The sequence below is a fragment of the Mycobacterium sp. IDUB_9 genome (assembly GCF_055419505.1).
The window spans coordinates 279,463-295,598 of the sequence record NZ_JBVAXU010000007.1; the positions used below are offsets into that span (position 1 = coordinate 279,463).

The following is a 16,136-nucleotide window of genomic DNA, read 5'->3' on the forward strand; positions in this document are numbered from 1 at the left end:
CTGACAATTCCGTTCCGTGCAGCGATGAGCGATATCCGTTCAGGCAACGTTGGCCGTACGAGCGGCGGTGTCCGTACATGCTGTGGTCAGCACGCGCTTAACGCCCGCGAGATTGGGCAGCCCACTACGGTGGGTATCAGACGCGACAAGGCGAGTGAACACAGACAGCCGCTTGACCGAGACGACGTGAGGAGTGGATGGGTGGCCGGTCGTATCGGAATCGACGATGTCGCGCCTGTGGTCTTCGGCGGACAGTTCCCGGCAAAAGCCGTCGTCGGCGAGGTGGTGCCGGTGAGAGCCACCGTCTGGCGCGAAGGCCACGACGCGGTCGCGGCCACCCTGGTGGTGCGGTATCTCGGTACCGAATACCCGCGGCTGGCCACCGGGCCCGGCACCGCGGTCATGCCGGTATCGGTCGATCAGGTGCTACGCCCCGCCCAGCGGATCAAGCCGCAGGCCCTGCCCATGTCCACCGGACACACCCCCGATGTCTTCCATGGCCAGTTCACGCCCGACACCGTGGGCCTGTGGACCTACCGGGTCGACGGCTGGGGCGATCCGCTGGCCACCTGGAGGCATTCGGTCGAAGCCAAGCTCGGCGCCGGTCAGAGCGAGGCCGAGTTGTCCAACGACCTGCTGGTCGGAGCGCATCTGCTCGAGCGCGCCGCCGCCGGGGTGCCCCGCAAACTGCGCGACCCGCTGATCGAGGCCTCCGCCGCACTGCGCATCCCCGGTGACCCGTTCCGGCGCGCAGGCGCCGCCCTGTCCGAAGAGGTCACCGAGTTGCTCGACCAGTACCCGCTGCGCGAGTTGGTCACGCGCGGTGAGCAATACGGTGTCTGGGTCGACCGGCCGCTGGCCAGGTTCTCCTCGTGGTACGAGATGTTCCCGCGGTCCACGGGTGGCTGGGACAAAGCCGGGCATCCGGTGCACGGCACGTTCGCCACCGCTGCCGAGGAACTTCCCCGGATCACTCGCATGGGCTTCAACATCGTCTACCTGCCGCCCATCCATCCGATCGGCAAGGTGCACCGCAAGGGCCCCAACAACGCGGTCACCGCCGCGCCGAACGACGTCGGGTCACCCTGGGCCATCGGCAGCGACGAGGGCGGCCATGACGCCGTGCATCCCGCACTCGGCACGATCGACGACTTCGACGACTTCGTGGCCGCCGCCCGCAAGCAAGGCGTGGAGGTGGCGCTGGATCTGGCACTGCAGTGCGCGCCCGATCATCCCTGGGCCGCAGCGCATCCGGAGTGGTTCACCGTTCTGCCCGACGGCACCATCGCGTATGCGGAGAATCCACCCAAGAAGTACCAGGACATCTACCCGCTCAACTTCGACAACGATCCCGCCGGCCTCTTCCACGAGGTGCTACGGGTAGTTCGGTTCTGGATCTCACACGGCGTCAAGGTCTTTCGTGTGGACAACCCGCACACGAAACCCCCGAACTTCTGGGTCTGGCTGATCGCCGAGGTCAAGAACGAGGATCCGGACGTCCTGTTCCTGTCCGAGGCGTTCACCCGGCCGGCCCGGCTCTACGGGTTGGCCAAACGCGGCTTCACCCAGTCCTACACGTATTTCACCTGGCGCACCAACAAATGGGAGCTCACCGAATTCGGCAACGAGATCACGGCGAACGCCGACAGCGCACGGCCCAGTCTCTGGGTCAACACCCCCGACATCCTGCACGAGTCGCTGCAGCATGGCGGTCCCGGCATGTTCGCGATCCGCGCGGTACTGGCCGCCACCATGAGCCCGTCGTGGGGCATGTATTCGGGCTTCGAACTGTTCGAGCACCGAGCCGTCCGAGAGGGCAGCGAGGAGTATCTGGACTCCGAGAAGTACGAGCTGCGTCCCCGCGACTTCGCGGCGGCGATAGCCGAAGGCCGATCGCTCGAACCGTTCGTGTCCCGCCTCAACGAGATCCGGCGTCTGCACCCGGCCCTGCGTCAGCTTCGGACCCTCACCTTCCACCATGTGGACAACGACGCCCTGCTCGCCTACAGCAAATTCGACCCGATCACCGGAGACACCGTGCTCGTGGTGGTCACGCTCAACCCGTTCAGCGCAGAGGAAGCCATGTTGTGGTTGAACATGGAGGCACTGGGTATGGAATCGCATGACCGGTTCTGGGTACGCGACGAGATCACCGGCGAGGAATACCAATGGGGACAGTCGAATTACGTTCGCATCGATCCCGCCAAGGCGGTGGCACACGTGCTGAACATGCCACTCGTACCCTATGAGCAACGACTGGGCTTGCTACGCAGGGAATGAGAACAAGATGACAAGAAGCAACCACCTCACCGACAGGCATCTGCGGCCCGACCCATCGGACATCCAGCGACTGCTGATCGGCCAACACCACGACCCGCATTCGGTACTGGGGGCCCACGAGTACAACGGCCGGACCGTGATCCGCGCCTACCGCCCGCACGCCGCCAAGGTCGTGGCGGTGATCGGCGGCGACAGATTCCCCATGCAACACATCGACTCCGGACTTTTCGCGGTGGCCGTTCCGTTCACCAAGCTGGCCGACTACCGCCTGGAGATCGGCTATCCGGGCACCGACGAATCGATCTTCACCCACACCACCGCCGATGCCTACCGCTTCCTGCCTACCCTCGGCGAACTCGACCTGCACCTGTTCTCCGAGGGCCGCCACGAACGCCTGTGGGAGATCCTGGGCGCACATCGGCGCAGCTTCACCACCCCCGACGGGGTCGTCGAAGGCGTGTCATTCGCGGTGTGGGCACCGAATGCCAAGGGCATCAGCGTGATCGGTGACTTCAATCACTGGGACGGCAACGAGGCGCAGATGCGGGCGCTGGGCTCATCGGGGGTCTGGGAGTTGTTCTGGCCCGGGTTTCCGCCCGACGGTCTGTACAAGTTCCGCATCCGCGGCGCGGGCGGCGTCACCGCCGACCGTGCCGACCCCATGGCATTCGCGACCGAGGTGCCACCGCAAACCGCATCCCGGGTCACCGAGAGCTCCTACACCTGGACCGACGGCAAGTGGATGACCCGGCGCGCCGAACAGAATCCGGTGTTCGAACCGATGAGCACCTACGAGGTGCACCTGATGTCCTGGCGCCCCGGGCTCAGTTACCGGCAGCTGGCCACCGAGCTCACCGAATACGTTGTGGAACAGGGTTTCACGCACGTCGAACTGCTCCCGGTGGCGGAGCACCCGTTCGGCGGTTCGTGGGGCTATCAGGTCACGTCCTATTACGCCCCGACCTCCAGGTTGGGGACTCCTGACGACTTCCGGTACCTGGTGGATTCGCTGCACCGCGCCGGGATCGGGGTGATCGTCGACTGGGTCCCGGCCCATTTCCCCAAAGACGCCTGGGCCCTCGGCCGCTTCGACGGCACACCGCTCTACGAGCATTCCGACCCGCGCCGGGGCGAGCAGCTCGACTGGGGCACTTACGTTTTCGACTTCGGCCGGCCCGAGGTACGCAACTTCCTGGTCGCCAACGCGTTGTACTGGCTGCAGGAATACCACGTCGACGGCCTGCGGGTGGACGCGGTCGCCTCGATGCTCTACCTCGACTACTCCCGCCCCGAGGGCGGCTGGACGCCGAACATCCACGGCGGCCGGGAGAACCTGGAGGCGGTGCAGTTCCTGCAGGAGATGAACGCCACCGTGCACAAGGTGACCCCGGGAATCGTCACCATTGCCGAGGAGTCGACCTCCTGGCCCGGTGTCACCCGCCCGACCAGCCTTGGCGGCCTTGGTTTCTCGATGAAGTGGAACATGGGCTGGATGAACGACACGCTCGACTACGTCAGCCACGACCCGGTGCACCGCAGCTATCACCACCACGAGATGACGTTCTCGATGCTGTACGCCTTCAGTGAGAACTATGTGCTCCCGATCAGCCATGACGAGGTCGTGCACGGCAAGGGCACCCTGTGGAGCCGGATGCCCGGTGACGACCACGCCAAGGCCGCCGGCCTGCGCAGCCTGCTGGCCTATCAGTGGGCCCACCCCGGTAAGCAACTGTTGTTCATGGGCCAGGAATTCGGACAGCGGGCCGAATGGTCGGAGGAACGGGGGCTGGACTGGTTCCAGCTAGACGAGCAGGGCTTCTCCGGTGGCGTACAACGGTTGGTGCGCGATCTCAACGGGATCTACCGCCGGCACCCGGCGTTGTGGAGCCGCGATACCAGCCCCGAGGGCTACTCATGGATCGATGCGAACGACTCGGCCAACAACGTGCTGAGCTTCCTGCGGTTCGGTGCCGACGGTTCGGTGCTGGCCTGCGTGGTCAACTTCGCCGGCAGTGAGCACAGCGAGTACCGGCTGGGTCTACCTCATGCCGGCGACTGGCAGGAAGTGCTCAACACCGACGCGACCATCTACAACGGGGCGGGCATCGGGAACTTCGGTGCGGTACAGGCAACCGGCGAACCGTGGCACGGTCGCCCGGCCTCGGCGGTGATGGTGCTGCCGCCGCTGGCGATGCTCTGGTTCGAGCCCGCCTAGTCCCCCGCGAGCAGACATAAACCTGCCCCTTTTCGAGCGAAAAGGGGCAGGTTTGTGTCTGTTCGGCGGAAGAAAATCAGTACAGCGCGTTGGCCAGATTGCGACGGCCCGCGACGACCTCGGGATCGGCCGGGTCGAACAGGTCGAACAGCTCTACGAGCCGGGTCCGCACCGCGGTCCGGTCATCGCCTGCCGTGCGCTTGATCAATGCGATCAGCCGATCGAAGGCAGCCGACACATTTTGTGCGAGAAGTTCGGCGTCGGCAGCGGCGAAGGCCGCCTCGATGTCGTCAGGAGCGGCGTCGGCAGCAGCCACCGCATCGGGGCGCTGCGCGCTGGCCCGCTGCAGGAACGCGATCTGTCGGACGGCGCCCTTGGCCTCGGAATGATTGGGCTGGGCATCGAGAATGGCCTGGTAGGCAGCCGCTGCGGCGTCAAAGTTGCCCTCGTCCAGGTGGGCCCGGGCCGCGGCCAACTCGGGATCGACCTGCTCCGGCTCATCGTCACCGGAGCCCGATCCGGTCAGCTTGCCCGCAGTCGCCTCGAGCAGCGAATCGACCCAGCGACGGAGTTCGTCCGCCGGCTGCGAGCCCTGGAAGCTGGCGATCGGCTGTCCTCCGGCCAGCGCAACGACGGTGGGCACGCCCTGGATGCCGAACATCTGCGCCACCCGCGGGGTGGTGTCGACGTTGACCAGCGCCAAGGACCACTTGCCGTTGTCGGCGGCAGCCAGACCTGCCAACGCGTCTCCCAGGGCGGCGCTGGAATCACTGCGTGGCGACCACAGCAGCACCACCACCGGGACCTGGCCCGAGCGGACCAGCACCTCGGCTTCGAAGTTGGCTTCGTTCACCTCGGCGACGTTCGGGCCACCGGATGCGCTGGGGCCAACGCCCGAGTCGCCCGCCGCGGGCCGTTGCTTGAGTGCCGAGAGGTCAACCGCGCCGGCCAACGCCGGCCCGACAGAAGGTCGTGGACGAGTCACGTCATCAAGTCTGTCACGTCGTTTCCGCGGCAGCACCGCCCGGTTGCGCCACCAGCGCCGGAGCTTCGCCCGATTCGATTCGGGCAGTCCGATCAGCCCACATGACGAACATCACACTGCCCAAGGGCACGACACTGGCCAGCAACGCCAGAATCCAGGTGCCGACGTCCCATTTGCGAGCCGCACCGACCAGCACGGCCGCAACCACGAAAGCGATGAAAACGCCGCCGTGGATCGGGCCGAACACCTTCACACCGATCTCGGTGCGCGGACTACCCAGGTACTTGAAGTACATGCCGACCAGCAGACCGGCCCAGCTCACCGCCTCGGCGAGGGCGATGAGCCGGAACCAGCCGGCAATCGTGCGCAGGTCGAAGGAGCGTGTCATGGCCGCCATTGTGCCCGAACCGGCAGCCAGCTACTACGCAGCGTCGTTCTTGCGTCGTCGGTTAGCTACGGGCGACGCAGGATCAGGGCATCACCCTGGCCACCGGCGCCACACAGCGCGGCGACTGCGTAGCCGGACCCCTTACGTGCCAGTTCCAGCGCCGCATGCAGGGTGATGCGGGCACCGGACATCCCGATCGGGTGGCCGATGGCGATCGCGCCGCCGTTGACGTTCACCTTGGCCGAATCGACACCCAGCTCCTTCGTCGAGGCCAGCGATACCGCAGCGAACGCCTCGTTGATCTCGAGCACGTCGAGTTGGTCGACGCTGATGCCCTCGCGCTCGACAGCCTTCTTGATCGCGTTGGCCGGCTGGCTCTGCAGCGTGGAGTCCGGACCGGCCACCACACCGTGAGCGCCGATCTCGCACAGCCAGTCCAGGCCCAGCTCCTGCGCCTTGGCTTTACTCATCACGACAACCGCGGCCGCACCGTCGGAGATCTGCGACGACGAGCCGGCCGTGATGGTGCCGTCCTCGCGGAAGGCCGGACGCAGGCCACCCAGCGATTCGGCGGTGGTGTTGGCCCGGATGCCCTCGTCCTCGGCGAACTCGATCGGGTCGCCCTTGCGCTGCGGGATCGACACCGGCACCACCTCGTCGGCGTACACCCCGTCCTTCCACGCCGCGGCGGCCTTCTGGTGCGACTGTGCAGCAAACTCGTCCTGCTCGGCACGGGTGAACTTGTCGACGTCGTTGCGCTGCTCGGTGAGCGCGCCCATCGGCTGATCGGTGAACACGTCGTGCAGACCGTCGTAGGCCAGGTGGTCGACCAGTGTCGCATCGCCGTACTTGTAGCCCTCACGGCTCTTGGGCAGCAGGTGCGGGGCCTGACTCATCGACTCCTGGCCACCCGCGACGACAACCTCGAACTCGCCGGCCCGGATGAGCTGGTCAGCCAGTGCGATCGCGTCGATGCCCGACAGACACATCTTGTTGATGGTCAGCGCGGGCACGTCCCAGCCGATGCCGGCGGCCACGGCGGACTGGCGGGCGGGCATCTGCCCGGCGCCCGCGGTCAGCACCTGACCCATGATCACGTAGTCCACCAGCGAGGCGTCCACATTCGCCTTCTCCAGGGCGCCGCGGATGGCGACCGCACCCAGGTCGCTACCGGAAAAATCCTTCAGCGAACCCATCAACTTGCCGACCGGAGTACGCGCTCCAGCAACGATCACCGACGTGCGATTTTCCGCAGTCATTTCCTACCTCCAATGCCAGGTCCAAGAGCTGTGTGGGCGATCACACATACGCAAACGTTCGGGTAAAGGTTACCGTTACGTTATGACCGCCGATCAGGTTGATGCCCGTCCACTGCTCGCAAGCGCGCTGGTGACGGCGATCGATCACGTCGGCATCGCTGTCGCCGATCTGGACGCCACCGCCAAGTGGTATCACGACAACCTCGGCATGATCGTCCTGCACGAGGAGATCAACGAAGAGCAGGGCGTCCGCGAGGCGATGCTCTCGGTGCGCGGTGCCCCCAAGGGCAGTGCCCAGATCCAGCTTCTGGCCCCGCTGAACGAGAAGTCGACGATCGCCAAGTTCATCGACACCCGCGGCCCCGGCCTGCAGCAGCTGGCCTACCGGACCAGTGACATCGATGCCCTGTCCGAGCGGCTGCGCAGCAACGGTGTTCGGCTCCTCTACGACGCCCCCCGCAAGGGCACGGCCAACTCACGCATCAACTTCGTCCACCCCAAGGACGCCGGCGGCGTGCTGATCGAGCTGGTGGAACCCGCCGCCGACGAGCACTGACTGCTCAGGACCACTTTCTCGTCGGGCCGCGGTTGGCCCGGTTCGCCCAGCAGGCGGTGTGCCAGTGCCTGCGGTCCTCGACATCGCCGACATCGACCGGCACCACCACCACGTGTGCGGTGGCCACGCGGATCTCGTGGTCACAACCGGGGCATCGATAAACCTTGACCGCCCGTGATGCGGTGACCACCCGCACCTCGTAGTCGTAACCGTCGGGGCCCGTCTCGACGCGCCGCGAACGCGGTAGCGGCCGCAGCGGCCGTTCCCGGCGCGACGGGGTCCGTCGCTTGGTCATCGCAACATTGCCAGTGCCGCAGTTGTCAGCGCTCCTTCGAGCCGCGGTAGCGTTGCCGGAGTGCCGGCGCGCACCTCGCGGCCGACCAGTTCGGTGATGCCTCCGACCAGCGCGACGTAGTGCTCCGCCGGGCGGGGCCGTCCACTTCCGTACTCGCAGTCGATCTCTCGCATCAGCGTGGCGAAACCGTCCAGGTACCTGTCGCGCGCTTCAACACCTTTCGGGCCCGCAGCGGCCAGTTCGAGCACCCACGCGCGAGTGTGGTCTGGTTCGCGCGCACACGTTTCCAGGTAGGCCCGACTGATGGCCCGCAGCACCGTTTCCAGCGAACCGCCCGGCACATCGGTGATTGCGTCCGCGATACGCGTCGTGATCAATTCCCGACCCGCTTCGATCGCGGCCAAGAAACAGTCCAGCTTCCCGTCGAACTCCCGGTACATCACGCTGCGGGACACCCGGGCCCGTTCGACGATGTCGGTGATCGTGGTCGCCTGATATCCCTTCTCTGCGACCGCGGAGATGACGGCGCGCAGTACTCGCGCCCGCTGGTCCGCGGTTGCGTCGAGCGGGTCGAGACTGGCGCGGCCGCGGGGTAGCCCGGGCGCCGACTTCGGAACAGACCCTGACAGCGTGCTCACCCCCGGGACCTTACGCCGCAGCAGGCGATGCCTTGCGTTTCAAAAGTACTATGTCGTACCTTAGAGAAAGAACGCCGAACCAACCATGGTTTCCAGGGAGTCGCGATGAGCATCACCAGCCCGGCAACACAGCCGGTCACCACACTCGACAGCCTGCCGCGCCCGAAGGTCTCGGCCGCAGCATGGGCAAAGTTGTTCCTCGCACCCGAAACGGCCCGGCAGCACTTCGCGACGCTCGGCGAGCGGTTCGTCTTGGACGTTCCGCTGTTGCCGACGATGTTCTGGACCTCGTCGCCCGACGACGTTCGTGCCGTTTTCCAGGACAAGACGCGGGCGCTGTCGTTCGGCACTGCGCTACGACGACTGGCGCCGCACGAGATCATCCTCGACAAGAAGATCATGGAGTGGTGGGCCAGCGATGACCACACGGTGATGCGGCGCAAGGTCGCGCCGGCGTTCATGGGAAAGGCCCTGAAGGGTTACGAACCCGCCATGGAAGACGCCGCCCGTCGCCTCATCCGCGACCTCCCGACGGACACGCCGATCCGCTTCCATTCGCACATGCTGACTTTGGCCCGCGAAGTGATCATGTCCGTCGTCTTCGGCGTCACCGAACCCGAGCGACGGGCACGGCTGTGCGACCACATGGACCAACTCGACCGCATCGTCGGATCTCGCGGGATGGCTCTGCGATACGCCGCATCGATGGTGTCGCGCGGACGCTGGCTACCCTTCCCCGCGCTCCAGAAGATCCTGACGGGGATGGACCAGGTGACCTACGACGAGATCGCCGCACGGCGCTCATCGCCGAACGACGTCGATCGGAGCGATTGCCTGGCAGTCTTCCTGCGACTCCAGCAGGCCGACGAGGAAGGCTTGATGGACGACGAGATGCTCGCAGGTTTTCAGCGTCTGCTGCTGGTCGCCGGCAACGACACCACCGCCGCGACGTTGTCGTGGGTGGTCGAGCGACTGGTCCGGCATCCCGAGGTGCTGAATCGGCTCGAGGAGACGGTGGCCGCCGGCGACGACACCTATCTCGACGCGGTGATCACCGAGACCCTGCGGTTGCGCCCCACAATCCCGTTCACGGCGCGCGCGGTGAAACGTGATGTCGTCGTCAATGATGTGTTCCTTCCGCGAGGGTCGATGGTGTGGCTTTACATCAACGGCATCCACCGGCGTGACGACCTATATGACGCGCCCGACGATTTCCGGCCGGAACGGTTCCTGGACACGACACCCGATCCGTACCACTGGCTGCCGTTTGGCGGCGGCATCAACCGCTGCCTCGGTGGGAACATGGCGATGTTCGAGGCCCGGGTTCTCTTGCGCACAATTCTGCAGGAGATGACGTTCGTCCCCGATACGTCAGCCGCCGAAGATCAGCAGGCGCACACCGTCTTGCTGTTGCCGGGCCGACGGGCCACCGTCACCCTACGCAGGCGGGCCGGCGTGGGGCGCGCCTCATGAGCGCCGTGCGGGTCACAGTCGACCCGGAGCTGTGCATCGGGTCGGGCACCTGCCTGGCTTTCAGGCCGACCTTGTTCGACATGGGCGACGACGGAGCGGCACACCCGATCCAAGCGTTCGTCGAACCGGGTTCGAAGTTGGACGAGGCCATCTCGCGCTGCCCGACCGGCGCGATCGAGGCCACGCCGGACTGACTCAGAACAGCCGGTATTCGTTGCTGTCCATACCCCGCATCTGGTCATAATCCAAAGTCACGCAACGGATTCCACGGTCCGTAGCCAGAGTTCGGGCCTGTGGCTTGATCTGCTGAGCAGCGAACACGCCCGCCACCGGGGCCAAAACGGTATCGCGGTTGAGCAGGTCGAGGTAACGCGTGAGCTGCTCCACGCCGTCAATCTCCCCGCGGCGCTTGATCTCCACGGCCACCGAACCGCCCAGCTCGTCACGGCACATCAGATCGACCGGGCCGATCGCGGTCGGGTACTCGCGGCGCACCAGCGTGTATCCGGCGCCCAGGAGCTCGACGTGTTCGGCCAGCAGTACCTGCAGGTGCGCCTCTACGCCGTCCTTCACCAGACCGGGATCGACACCGAGTTCGTGGCTGGAGTCGTGTTCGATGTCCTCGACGGTGATGCGCAGCTGCTCGCCGGCCTTGTTCTCGACCACCCAGAGCGGCACACCATCGGTGTCAGCCTCGGTGAGCCAGCACGGCGGGCTCATCCAGTTCAGCGGCTTGTAGGCGCGATCATCGGCATGGACACTGATCGAACCGTCGGACTTGAACAACAACAGCCGGCGGGCCGAAGGAAGGTGAGCGGTCAGCCGCCCGACATAGTCGACGGTGCACTGGGCAATCACGAGGCGCACCCGATCCACCTTAAGGGCACGTAAGACGAACTAGGCTCGACGCCACAATGAACTCCGACAAATCGCTGGCACGACGGCTGGGCCGCGTCCTTGAAGGCGTCACCCGCCAAAGCAGCAAGTTGCCGGCGGCCACGCCGGAGTACGGATCGTGGGTGCTGGGCCGGGTATCGGAGAGTCAACGCCGGCGCAGGGTGCGCATCCAGGTCATCCTCACGACGTTCGTGATACTCGTGAACCTGCTCGGTATCGGCATCTCGATGATCATCGTCACGCTGTTGTTCCCGACGCCCGACGTGTTCGATCCGCAGGTCCGCTGGATCACCTTCATCGTGGCCCCCATCTACATGGCGGCCGCCCTGGTTGTCGGGGTGTTCTGGGCGACGACCAGGGTGATCGACAACGTGCGCTGGGCCATCGAAGAGCGCCCACCCACCGTCGCAGACCAGCGGAATACCTTCCTTGCGCCCTTCCGGCTCACCCGCGTGCTGCTGATTCTGTGGGGCGTAGGCACCGCGCTACTGACGACGCTCTACGGACTCGTCAACACCGATTACATTCCGAAGTTCCTGCTGGGCATCAGCTTTCCCGGCATCGTGTTGTCGGTCAGCTGCCATCTGTTCACCGAGTTCGCGCTTAGACCGGTGGCCGCTCAGGCACTGGAAGCCGGCCCGCCGCCGGTCCGGCTGGCTCCGGGCATCATGGGCCGCACCATGGTGGTATGGGCGCTCAGTTCGGGCGTTCCGATCCTGGGCATCATGCTCGCCGCGGTGTTCGCCGTGACGCTCAACAACCTCACCCCGACCCAATTCGCCTATGCCGTCATCGGCCTCGGCTCCTTCGCATTGGTGTTCGGCTTCCTGCTGATGTGGATCTTGTCCTTTCTCACCGCAACCCCGATCCGCGTCGTACGCGCTGCTCTCAATCGGGTCGAAAGAGGTGAACTCGACACCAATCTGGTCGTGTTCGACGGCACCGAACTGGGCCAGCTGCAACGCGGATTCAACTCGATGGTGCACGGCCTGCGCGAGCGGGAACGGGTCCGTGATCTTTTCGGCCGACATGTCGGCCGCGAGGTCGCCGCACTTGCCGAGCAGGAGAAACCCGTGCTCGGCGGCGAGGAACGCCACGCCGCAGTGATTTTCGTCGACGTCATCGGTTCGACACAGTTGGTGACCACACGGCCCGCCGTCGAGGTGGTCGATCTGCTCAACCGGTTCTTCGCGGTCATCGTCGATGAGGTCGACAATCACCGTGGGCTGGTCAACAAGTTCGAGGGCGACGCAATACTGGCGGTGTTCGGTGCGCCCGTCTCGCTGCCCAACGCCGAGGACGAGGCCCTGGGAGCCGCACGGGCGATCGCGCGGCGGCTCCGAACCGAGGTGCCGGAGCTCGAGGCAGGCATCGGGGTAGCGGCCGGCCAGGTTGTGGCGGGCAACGTCGGCGCCAAGCAACGCTTCGAGTACACCGTCATCGGGGAACCGGTCAACGAGGCCGCGCGACTGTGCGATTTCTCCAAGCAGGTGCCCGGACATCTGGTGGCCTCATCGGACACCATCGCGAACGCGTCCGAAACTGAAAGAGCCCGTTGGTCGCTGGGTGAATCGGTGGCCCTTCGTGGGCTGGGCGAGCCGACCCGCGTCGCCGTCCCCGCCTAGCCGGCACCCCACTGCCGCGCCGCGCCGACCGCCTCGTCAAGGGTGCGGAACACGATCGCGTCGTAGTCGCCGCGTCGGTCGGCCGGCACCACACGGCCGTCGGGGTCGACGAGATAGGCGTCCTTGCCCGCGGCGGCCAGACTGGCCCGCATCCCGGTGAGCATGCCGCGTGCGGCATCGTCGATGTCGTCGACCCGGGTGACGTCCAGTACCGCGACGTCATACTCGCCACGATCGTGCTCGGCGGTCCGCAGTACCTGCTCGGCACCGGCGAACAACAGATCGCCCTGAACCTCATAGACCCGAATGCCCGGGCTGACCTCGAACACCGCCCGTAGCGTCGACGACGACTCGCGGGTGACGCTGAGGAAGTGCAATCCCAGCTGTGAGGACAGGTTTCGGCATACCCGTACGCCGCGCACACTGTTACCGCGGGCATCCAGACGTGGCGAGTAGACGCCGATGCCGAGTTGGCCGGGCAGCACCGCCACGATGCCACCACCGACCCCGCTCTTGGCGGGCATGCCCACAGCACTGACCCAATCACCTGTCGCGTCATACATCCCGCAGGTCACCATCACACTGAGGGTGCGCCGAACCACATTCGCATCGACCACCCGTCGGCCGGTCATCGGATTGAGCCCGCCCCGGGCCAGTGTGGCGGCCATCCGGGCCAGATCGGTGCTGGTCACCTTGACCGAGCACTGCCGGAAGTACACGTCCAGCACCTCGTCCGGATCACCGTCCAGCACACCGAAACTGGCCAACATGTAGGCGATAGCCCGATTTCGGTTGCCGGTGGCCTTCTCCGATGCGTAGACGTTCGTGTCGATCTCGAGCGCTCGGCCCGCGCATGCCGAGTAGAACTCGCGGATGTGCTCGAACTTCTCGTCGGGACTCGCTCCGGGTATCAGCGAAACTGCGGCAATCGCACCGGCGTTGATCATGGGATTCTTCGGCGTCTTGGTGACGTCGTCGACACTGATCTCGTTGAACGCTTCGCCGGAGGGTTCGACACCGATCTTGGCGTCGACAGTATCCTGGCCGATCTGGTCCAACGCCAGCGCATAGGTGAACGGCTTCGAAATCGACTGGACGGTGAATTCGATTGCAGCGTCACCGGACTCGTAGACATAGCCGTCCGAGGAGGACAAACTGAGCCCGAAACCCTCGGGGTCGACGTTGGCGAGTTCGGGGATATAGCTCGCCAGGGCGCCGTCCCGCACGTCGATCTGCTCGGCACGAATCCGGTCCAGGTAGTGCTGCACCAGCTCGGCCACAGGTCGGAGTCTAGCTGCGGGCCGCATATCACGACCATGTCGCTTTTCCGCTAGTGAAGTGTCGTATGCCGTGCCATCGTGGAACGCATGCACGAGGATTTCGACCGCTGTCACCGGGCCGTCCAGTCCAAGGACGCACGGTTCGACGGCTGGTTCGTCACCGCCGTGCTCACCACCGGGATCTACTGCCGCCCCAGCTGCCCGGTGCGCCCACCTTTTGCCCGCAACATGCGGTTCTATCCCACTGCCGCGGCCGCCCAGGCAGCCGGGTTCCGCGCATGCAAACGGTGCCGCCCTGACGCCTCGCCGGGCTCCCCTGAATGGAATGTGCGCGGCGACGTCGTGGCGCGGTGCATGCGGCTGATCGCCGACGGAATTGTGGACCGCGAAGGAGTAACCGGGCTGGCCTGCCGTGTGGGCTACACGAGCCGGCAGTTGCAACGCATCATGCAGGCCGAGCTGGGCGCCAATCCCCTGGCGCTGGCCCGGGCGCAACGCACCCAGACCGCTCGGGTTCTGATCGAAACCACCGAGCTGCCGTTTGCGGACGTGGCGTTTGCCGCAGGTTTCGCCAGCATCCGACAGTTCAACGACACCGTCCGCACGGTGTGCGATCTGACGCCCACCCAGCTCCGGCTGCGGGCCCGCAGCCGATTCACGACCGAAGCCTCTGCCGCCCCCGGCGTCCTGTCGCTACGGCTGCCCGTACGGACCCCGTTCGCCTACGAAGGGTTGTTCGGCCACTTGGCTGCCAGTGCAGTGCCAGGGTTGGAAGAGGTCCGTGAGGGGCAGTTCCGGCGCACTCTGAAGCTGCCGCACGGCCACGGTGTGGCCGGCCTGACGCCGCAGCCCGACCATGTCCGCTGCCAGTTGGTGCTCGACGACTTCCGTGACCTCGCGGCCGCCATCGCGCGGTGCCGACGACTATTGGACCTCGACGCCGACCCCGAGGCGGTTATCGACGCACTCCAGGACGACCCGGAGCTCGCAGCGGTGGTGGCCAAGGCGCCGGGGCAGCGTATCCCCCGCACCGTCGATGAAGCCGAACTCGCGCTCCGGGTGGTGATCGGCCAGCAGGTGTCGATCAAGGCGGCATGCACTCACGTGGGTCGCCTGGTCGCCCACTACGGAACGCCGGTCTCCGACGAGTCCGGCGGGCTGACGCACGCCTTTCCCGACATCACCTCTCTCACCGACCTGGACCCCCGCGATCTCGCGATGCCGGCATCCAGGAAGCGGACGGTCACCGCACTGGTGGCGGCGATCGCGGAGGGGGATCTGATCCTCGATCCCGGATCCGACTGGGAGCGGGCCCGCGAACAGCTCCTTGCGCTTCCCGGAGTGGGGCCATGGACCACGGAGGTGATCGCCATGCGCGGCCTCGGTGATCCAGATGCCTTTCCCGCCACCGATCTCGGTGTGCGCGCTGCGGCCGATCAGTTGGGCTTGCCTACGAACGGGCTGGCGGAGCACAGCAGCCGCTGGCGACCATGGCGCGCCTACGCGACACAGCACCTGTGGACCACACTGGACCACGCGGTGAACGAATGGCCCCCGCACGATCAAGAGGAGAAGTCATGACGACACTGCACTACCGCACCATGGACAGCCCGGTCGGCCTTCTCACGCTGGCCGGCCGGGATGGAAAGCTAATGCACCTGCGGATGGTCGATCAGACATATGAGCCGAGCCGCGAGGGCTGGCAGAGCGACGAGACCGCCTTTGCCGAAGCCGTAGATCAACTGACCGCCTATTTCGCCGGCGACCGTACCGAATTCGACGTCGAGCTCGACATGGTGGGGACGCAGTTTCAACGTCGCGTATGGGAGGCCCTCCAGACCATTCCTTACGGCGAGACCTGCTCATACGGTGAGATCGCCCGACAGATCGGCTCACCGGCCGCCTCTCGGGCGGTCGGCCTGGCCAACGGGCACAATCCGATCGGCATCATCGTGCCGTGTCATCGGGTGATCGGTGCGAATGGCAGCCTTACCGGGTACGGCGGCGGCCTGGGGCGCAAGCGAGCCTTGTTGGAATTGGAGAGAAGCCGCACAATGCCGGCTCTTTTCAATTGAATAAGGCCGTTTTTCAATTCTTTAGAAGAATTGAAAAACGTACCTACATACAAAAATGCCCGAGCCCCCCAATCGAAATTGGAGGGCTCGGGACTTAATTTGTGTTCGGCGGTGTCCTACTTTTCCACCCGACAGGGTAGTATCATCGGCGCTGGCAGGCTTAGCTTCCG

15 protein-coding genes are annotated in these 16,136 nt (G+C 65.6%); 8 read left to right on the forward strand and 7 right to left on the reverse strand.

Translation table 11 applies throughout. The annotated features are described in order from the left end of the window. The first annotated feature begins 201 nt into the window (after nucleotides 1-201). Together ACZY08_RS26015 and glgB are read left to right on the forward strand one after the other, a co-directional pair. The gene (locus ACZY08_RS26015; RefSeq protein WP_463747482.1) at nucleotides 202-2,280 is read left to right on the forward strand and encodes an alpha-1,4-glucan--maltose-1-phosphate maltosyltransferase; all 2,079 of its coding nucleotides are present in this window, start codon (nucleotides 202-204) and stop codon (nucleotides 2,278-2,280) included. A gap of 7 nt (nucleotides 2,281-2,287) precedes the next feature. Then, on the forward strand, nucleotides 2,288-4,495 hold the full coding sequence (gene glgB / locus ACZY08_RS26020) for a 1,4-alpha-glucan branching protein GlgB (protein ID WP_463747483.1): 2,208 nt from the start codon (nucleotides 2,288-2,290) through the stop codon (nucleotides 4,493-4,495). Nucleotides 4,496-4,571: 76 nt separating this feature from the next. Here glgB and ACZY08_RS26025 read toward each other — a convergent pair whose 3' ends face one another. The 3 genes from ACZY08_RS26025 to ACZY08_RS26035 are packed head-to-tail and all read right to left on the reverse strand — an operon-like array spanning nucleotide 4,572 to nucleotide 7,127. Continuing rightward, nucleotides 4,572-5,480: a tetratricopeptide repeat protein gene (locus ACZY08_RS26025; RefSeq protein ID WP_463747484.1), complete on the reverse strand. Its 909-nt coding sequence runs from the start codon at nucleotides 5,478-5,480 to the stop codon at nucleotides 4,572-4,574. Nucleotides 5,481-5,493: 13 nt separating this feature from the next. After that, nucleotides 5,494-5,877, reverse strand: coding sequence for a DUF3817 domain-containing protein (locus ACZY08_RS26030; protein ID WP_463747485.1), 384 nt, complete (start codon nucleotides 5,875-5,877; stop codon nucleotides 5,494-5,496). Between the two features lie 56 nt (nucleotides 5,878-5,933). Next, nucleotides 5,934-7,127 (reverse strand): acetyl-CoA C-acetyltransferase, encoded by a 1,194-nt coding sequence (locus tag ACZY08_RS26035; protein WP_463747486.1) that lies wholly within the window; start codon nucleotides 7,125-7,127, stop codon nucleotides 5,934-5,936. Nucleotides 7,128-7,209: 82 nt separating this feature from the next. Here ACZY08_RS26035 and mce point away from each other — a divergent pair, with 82 nt between their 5' ends. Then, nucleotides 7,210-7,683 carry a methylmalonyl-CoA epimerase gene (gene mce / locus ACZY08_RS26040; protein WP_454791278.1) on the forward strand — a complete coding sequence of 158 codons (474 nt, stop codon included), beginning with the start codon at nucleotides 7,210-7,212 and terminating at the stop codon, nucleotides 7,681-7,683. Between the two features lie 4 nt (nucleotides 7,684-7,687). On the opposite strand, the gene ACZY08_RS26045 is transcribed toward mce, so the two are convergent. Then, the gene (locus ACZY08_RS26045; protein ID WP_463747487.1) at nucleotides 7,688-7,978 is read right to left on the reverse strand and encodes a hypothetical protein; all 291 of its coding nucleotides are present in this window, start codon (nucleotides 7,976-7,978) and stop codon (nucleotides 7,688-7,690) included. Continuing rightward, the gene (locus ACZY08_RS26050) at nucleotides 7,975-8,616 is read right to left on the reverse strand and encodes a TetR/AcrR family transcriptional regulator (RefSeq protein ID WP_463747488.1); all 642 of its coding nucleotides are present in this window, start codon (nucleotides 8,614-8,616) and stop codon (nucleotides 7,975-7,977) included. Before ACZY08_RS26050 ends, ACZY08_RS26045 begins: the two co-directional genes overlap by 4 nt. A gap of 105 nt (nucleotides 8,617-8,721) precedes the next feature. Between ACZY08_RS26050 and ACZY08_RS26055 the strand changes: the two genes are divergently transcribed. Beyond that, on the forward strand, nucleotides 8,722-10,089 hold the full coding sequence (locus tag ACZY08_RS26055; RefSeq protein WP_463747489.1) for a cytochrome P450: 1,368 nt from the start codon (nucleotides 8,722-8,724) through the stop codon (nucleotides 10,087-10,089). Further along, nucleotides 10,086-10,283 (forward strand): ferredoxin, encoded by a 198-nt coding sequence (locus ACZY08_RS26060; protein WP_463747490.1) that lies wholly within the window; start codon nucleotides 10,086-10,088, stop codon nucleotides 10,281-10,283. Before ACZY08_RS26055 ends, ACZY08_RS26060 begins: the two co-directional genes overlap by 4 nt. Before the next feature lies 1 nt (nucleotide 10,284). Here the strand turns inward: ACZY08_RS26060 and nucS are convergent, their stop codons facing one another. Further along, complete coding sequence (nucS, locus tag ACZY08_RS26065; protein WP_463747491.1) at nucleotides 10,285-10,956, reverse strand: endonuclease NucS; 672 nt, start codon at nucleotides 10,954-10,956, stop codon at nucleotides 10,285-10,287. 47 nt (nucleotides 10,957-11,003) lie between these two features. On the opposite strand from nucS, the gene ACZY08_RS26070 reads away from it, so the two are divergent. Then, nucleotides 11,004-12,611: an adenylate/guanylate cyclase domain-containing protein gene (locus tag ACZY08_RS26070; protein ID WP_463747492.1), complete on the forward strand. Its 1,608-nt coding sequence runs from the start codon at nucleotides 11,004-11,006 to the stop codon at nucleotides 12,609-12,611. Here the strand turns inward: ACZY08_RS26070 and glsA are convergent. Continuing rightward, a complete protein-coding gene (glsA, locus tag ACZY08_RS26075; protein WP_463747493.1) occupies nucleotides 12,608-13,891 on the reverse strand; it encodes a glutaminase A in 1,284 nt (427 codons plus the stop codon). The genes ACZY08_RS26070 and glsA overlap by 4 nt on opposite strands. 87 nt (nucleotides 13,892-13,978) lie before the next feature. On the opposite strand from glsA, the gene ACZY08_RS26080 reads away from it, so the two are divergent. Together ACZY08_RS26080 and ACZY08_RS26085 are read left to right on the forward strand one after the other, a co-directional pair. Next, on the forward strand, nucleotides 13,979-15,472 hold the full coding sequence (locus ACZY08_RS26080; RefSeq protein ID WP_463747494.1) for a DNA-3-methyladenine glycosylase 2 family protein: 1,494 nt from the start codon (nucleotides 13,979-13,981) through the stop codon (nucleotides 15,470-15,472). Continuing rightward, complete coding sequence (locus tag ACZY08_RS26085; protein ID WP_463747495.1) at nucleotides 15,469-15,966, forward strand: methylated-DNA--[protein]-cysteine S-methyltransferase; 498 nt, start codon at nucleotides 15,469-15,471, stop codon at nucleotides 15,964-15,966. Before ACZY08_RS26080 ends, ACZY08_RS26085 begins: the two co-directional genes overlap by 4 nt. Nucleotides 15,967-16,136: the final 170 nt, after the last annotated feature.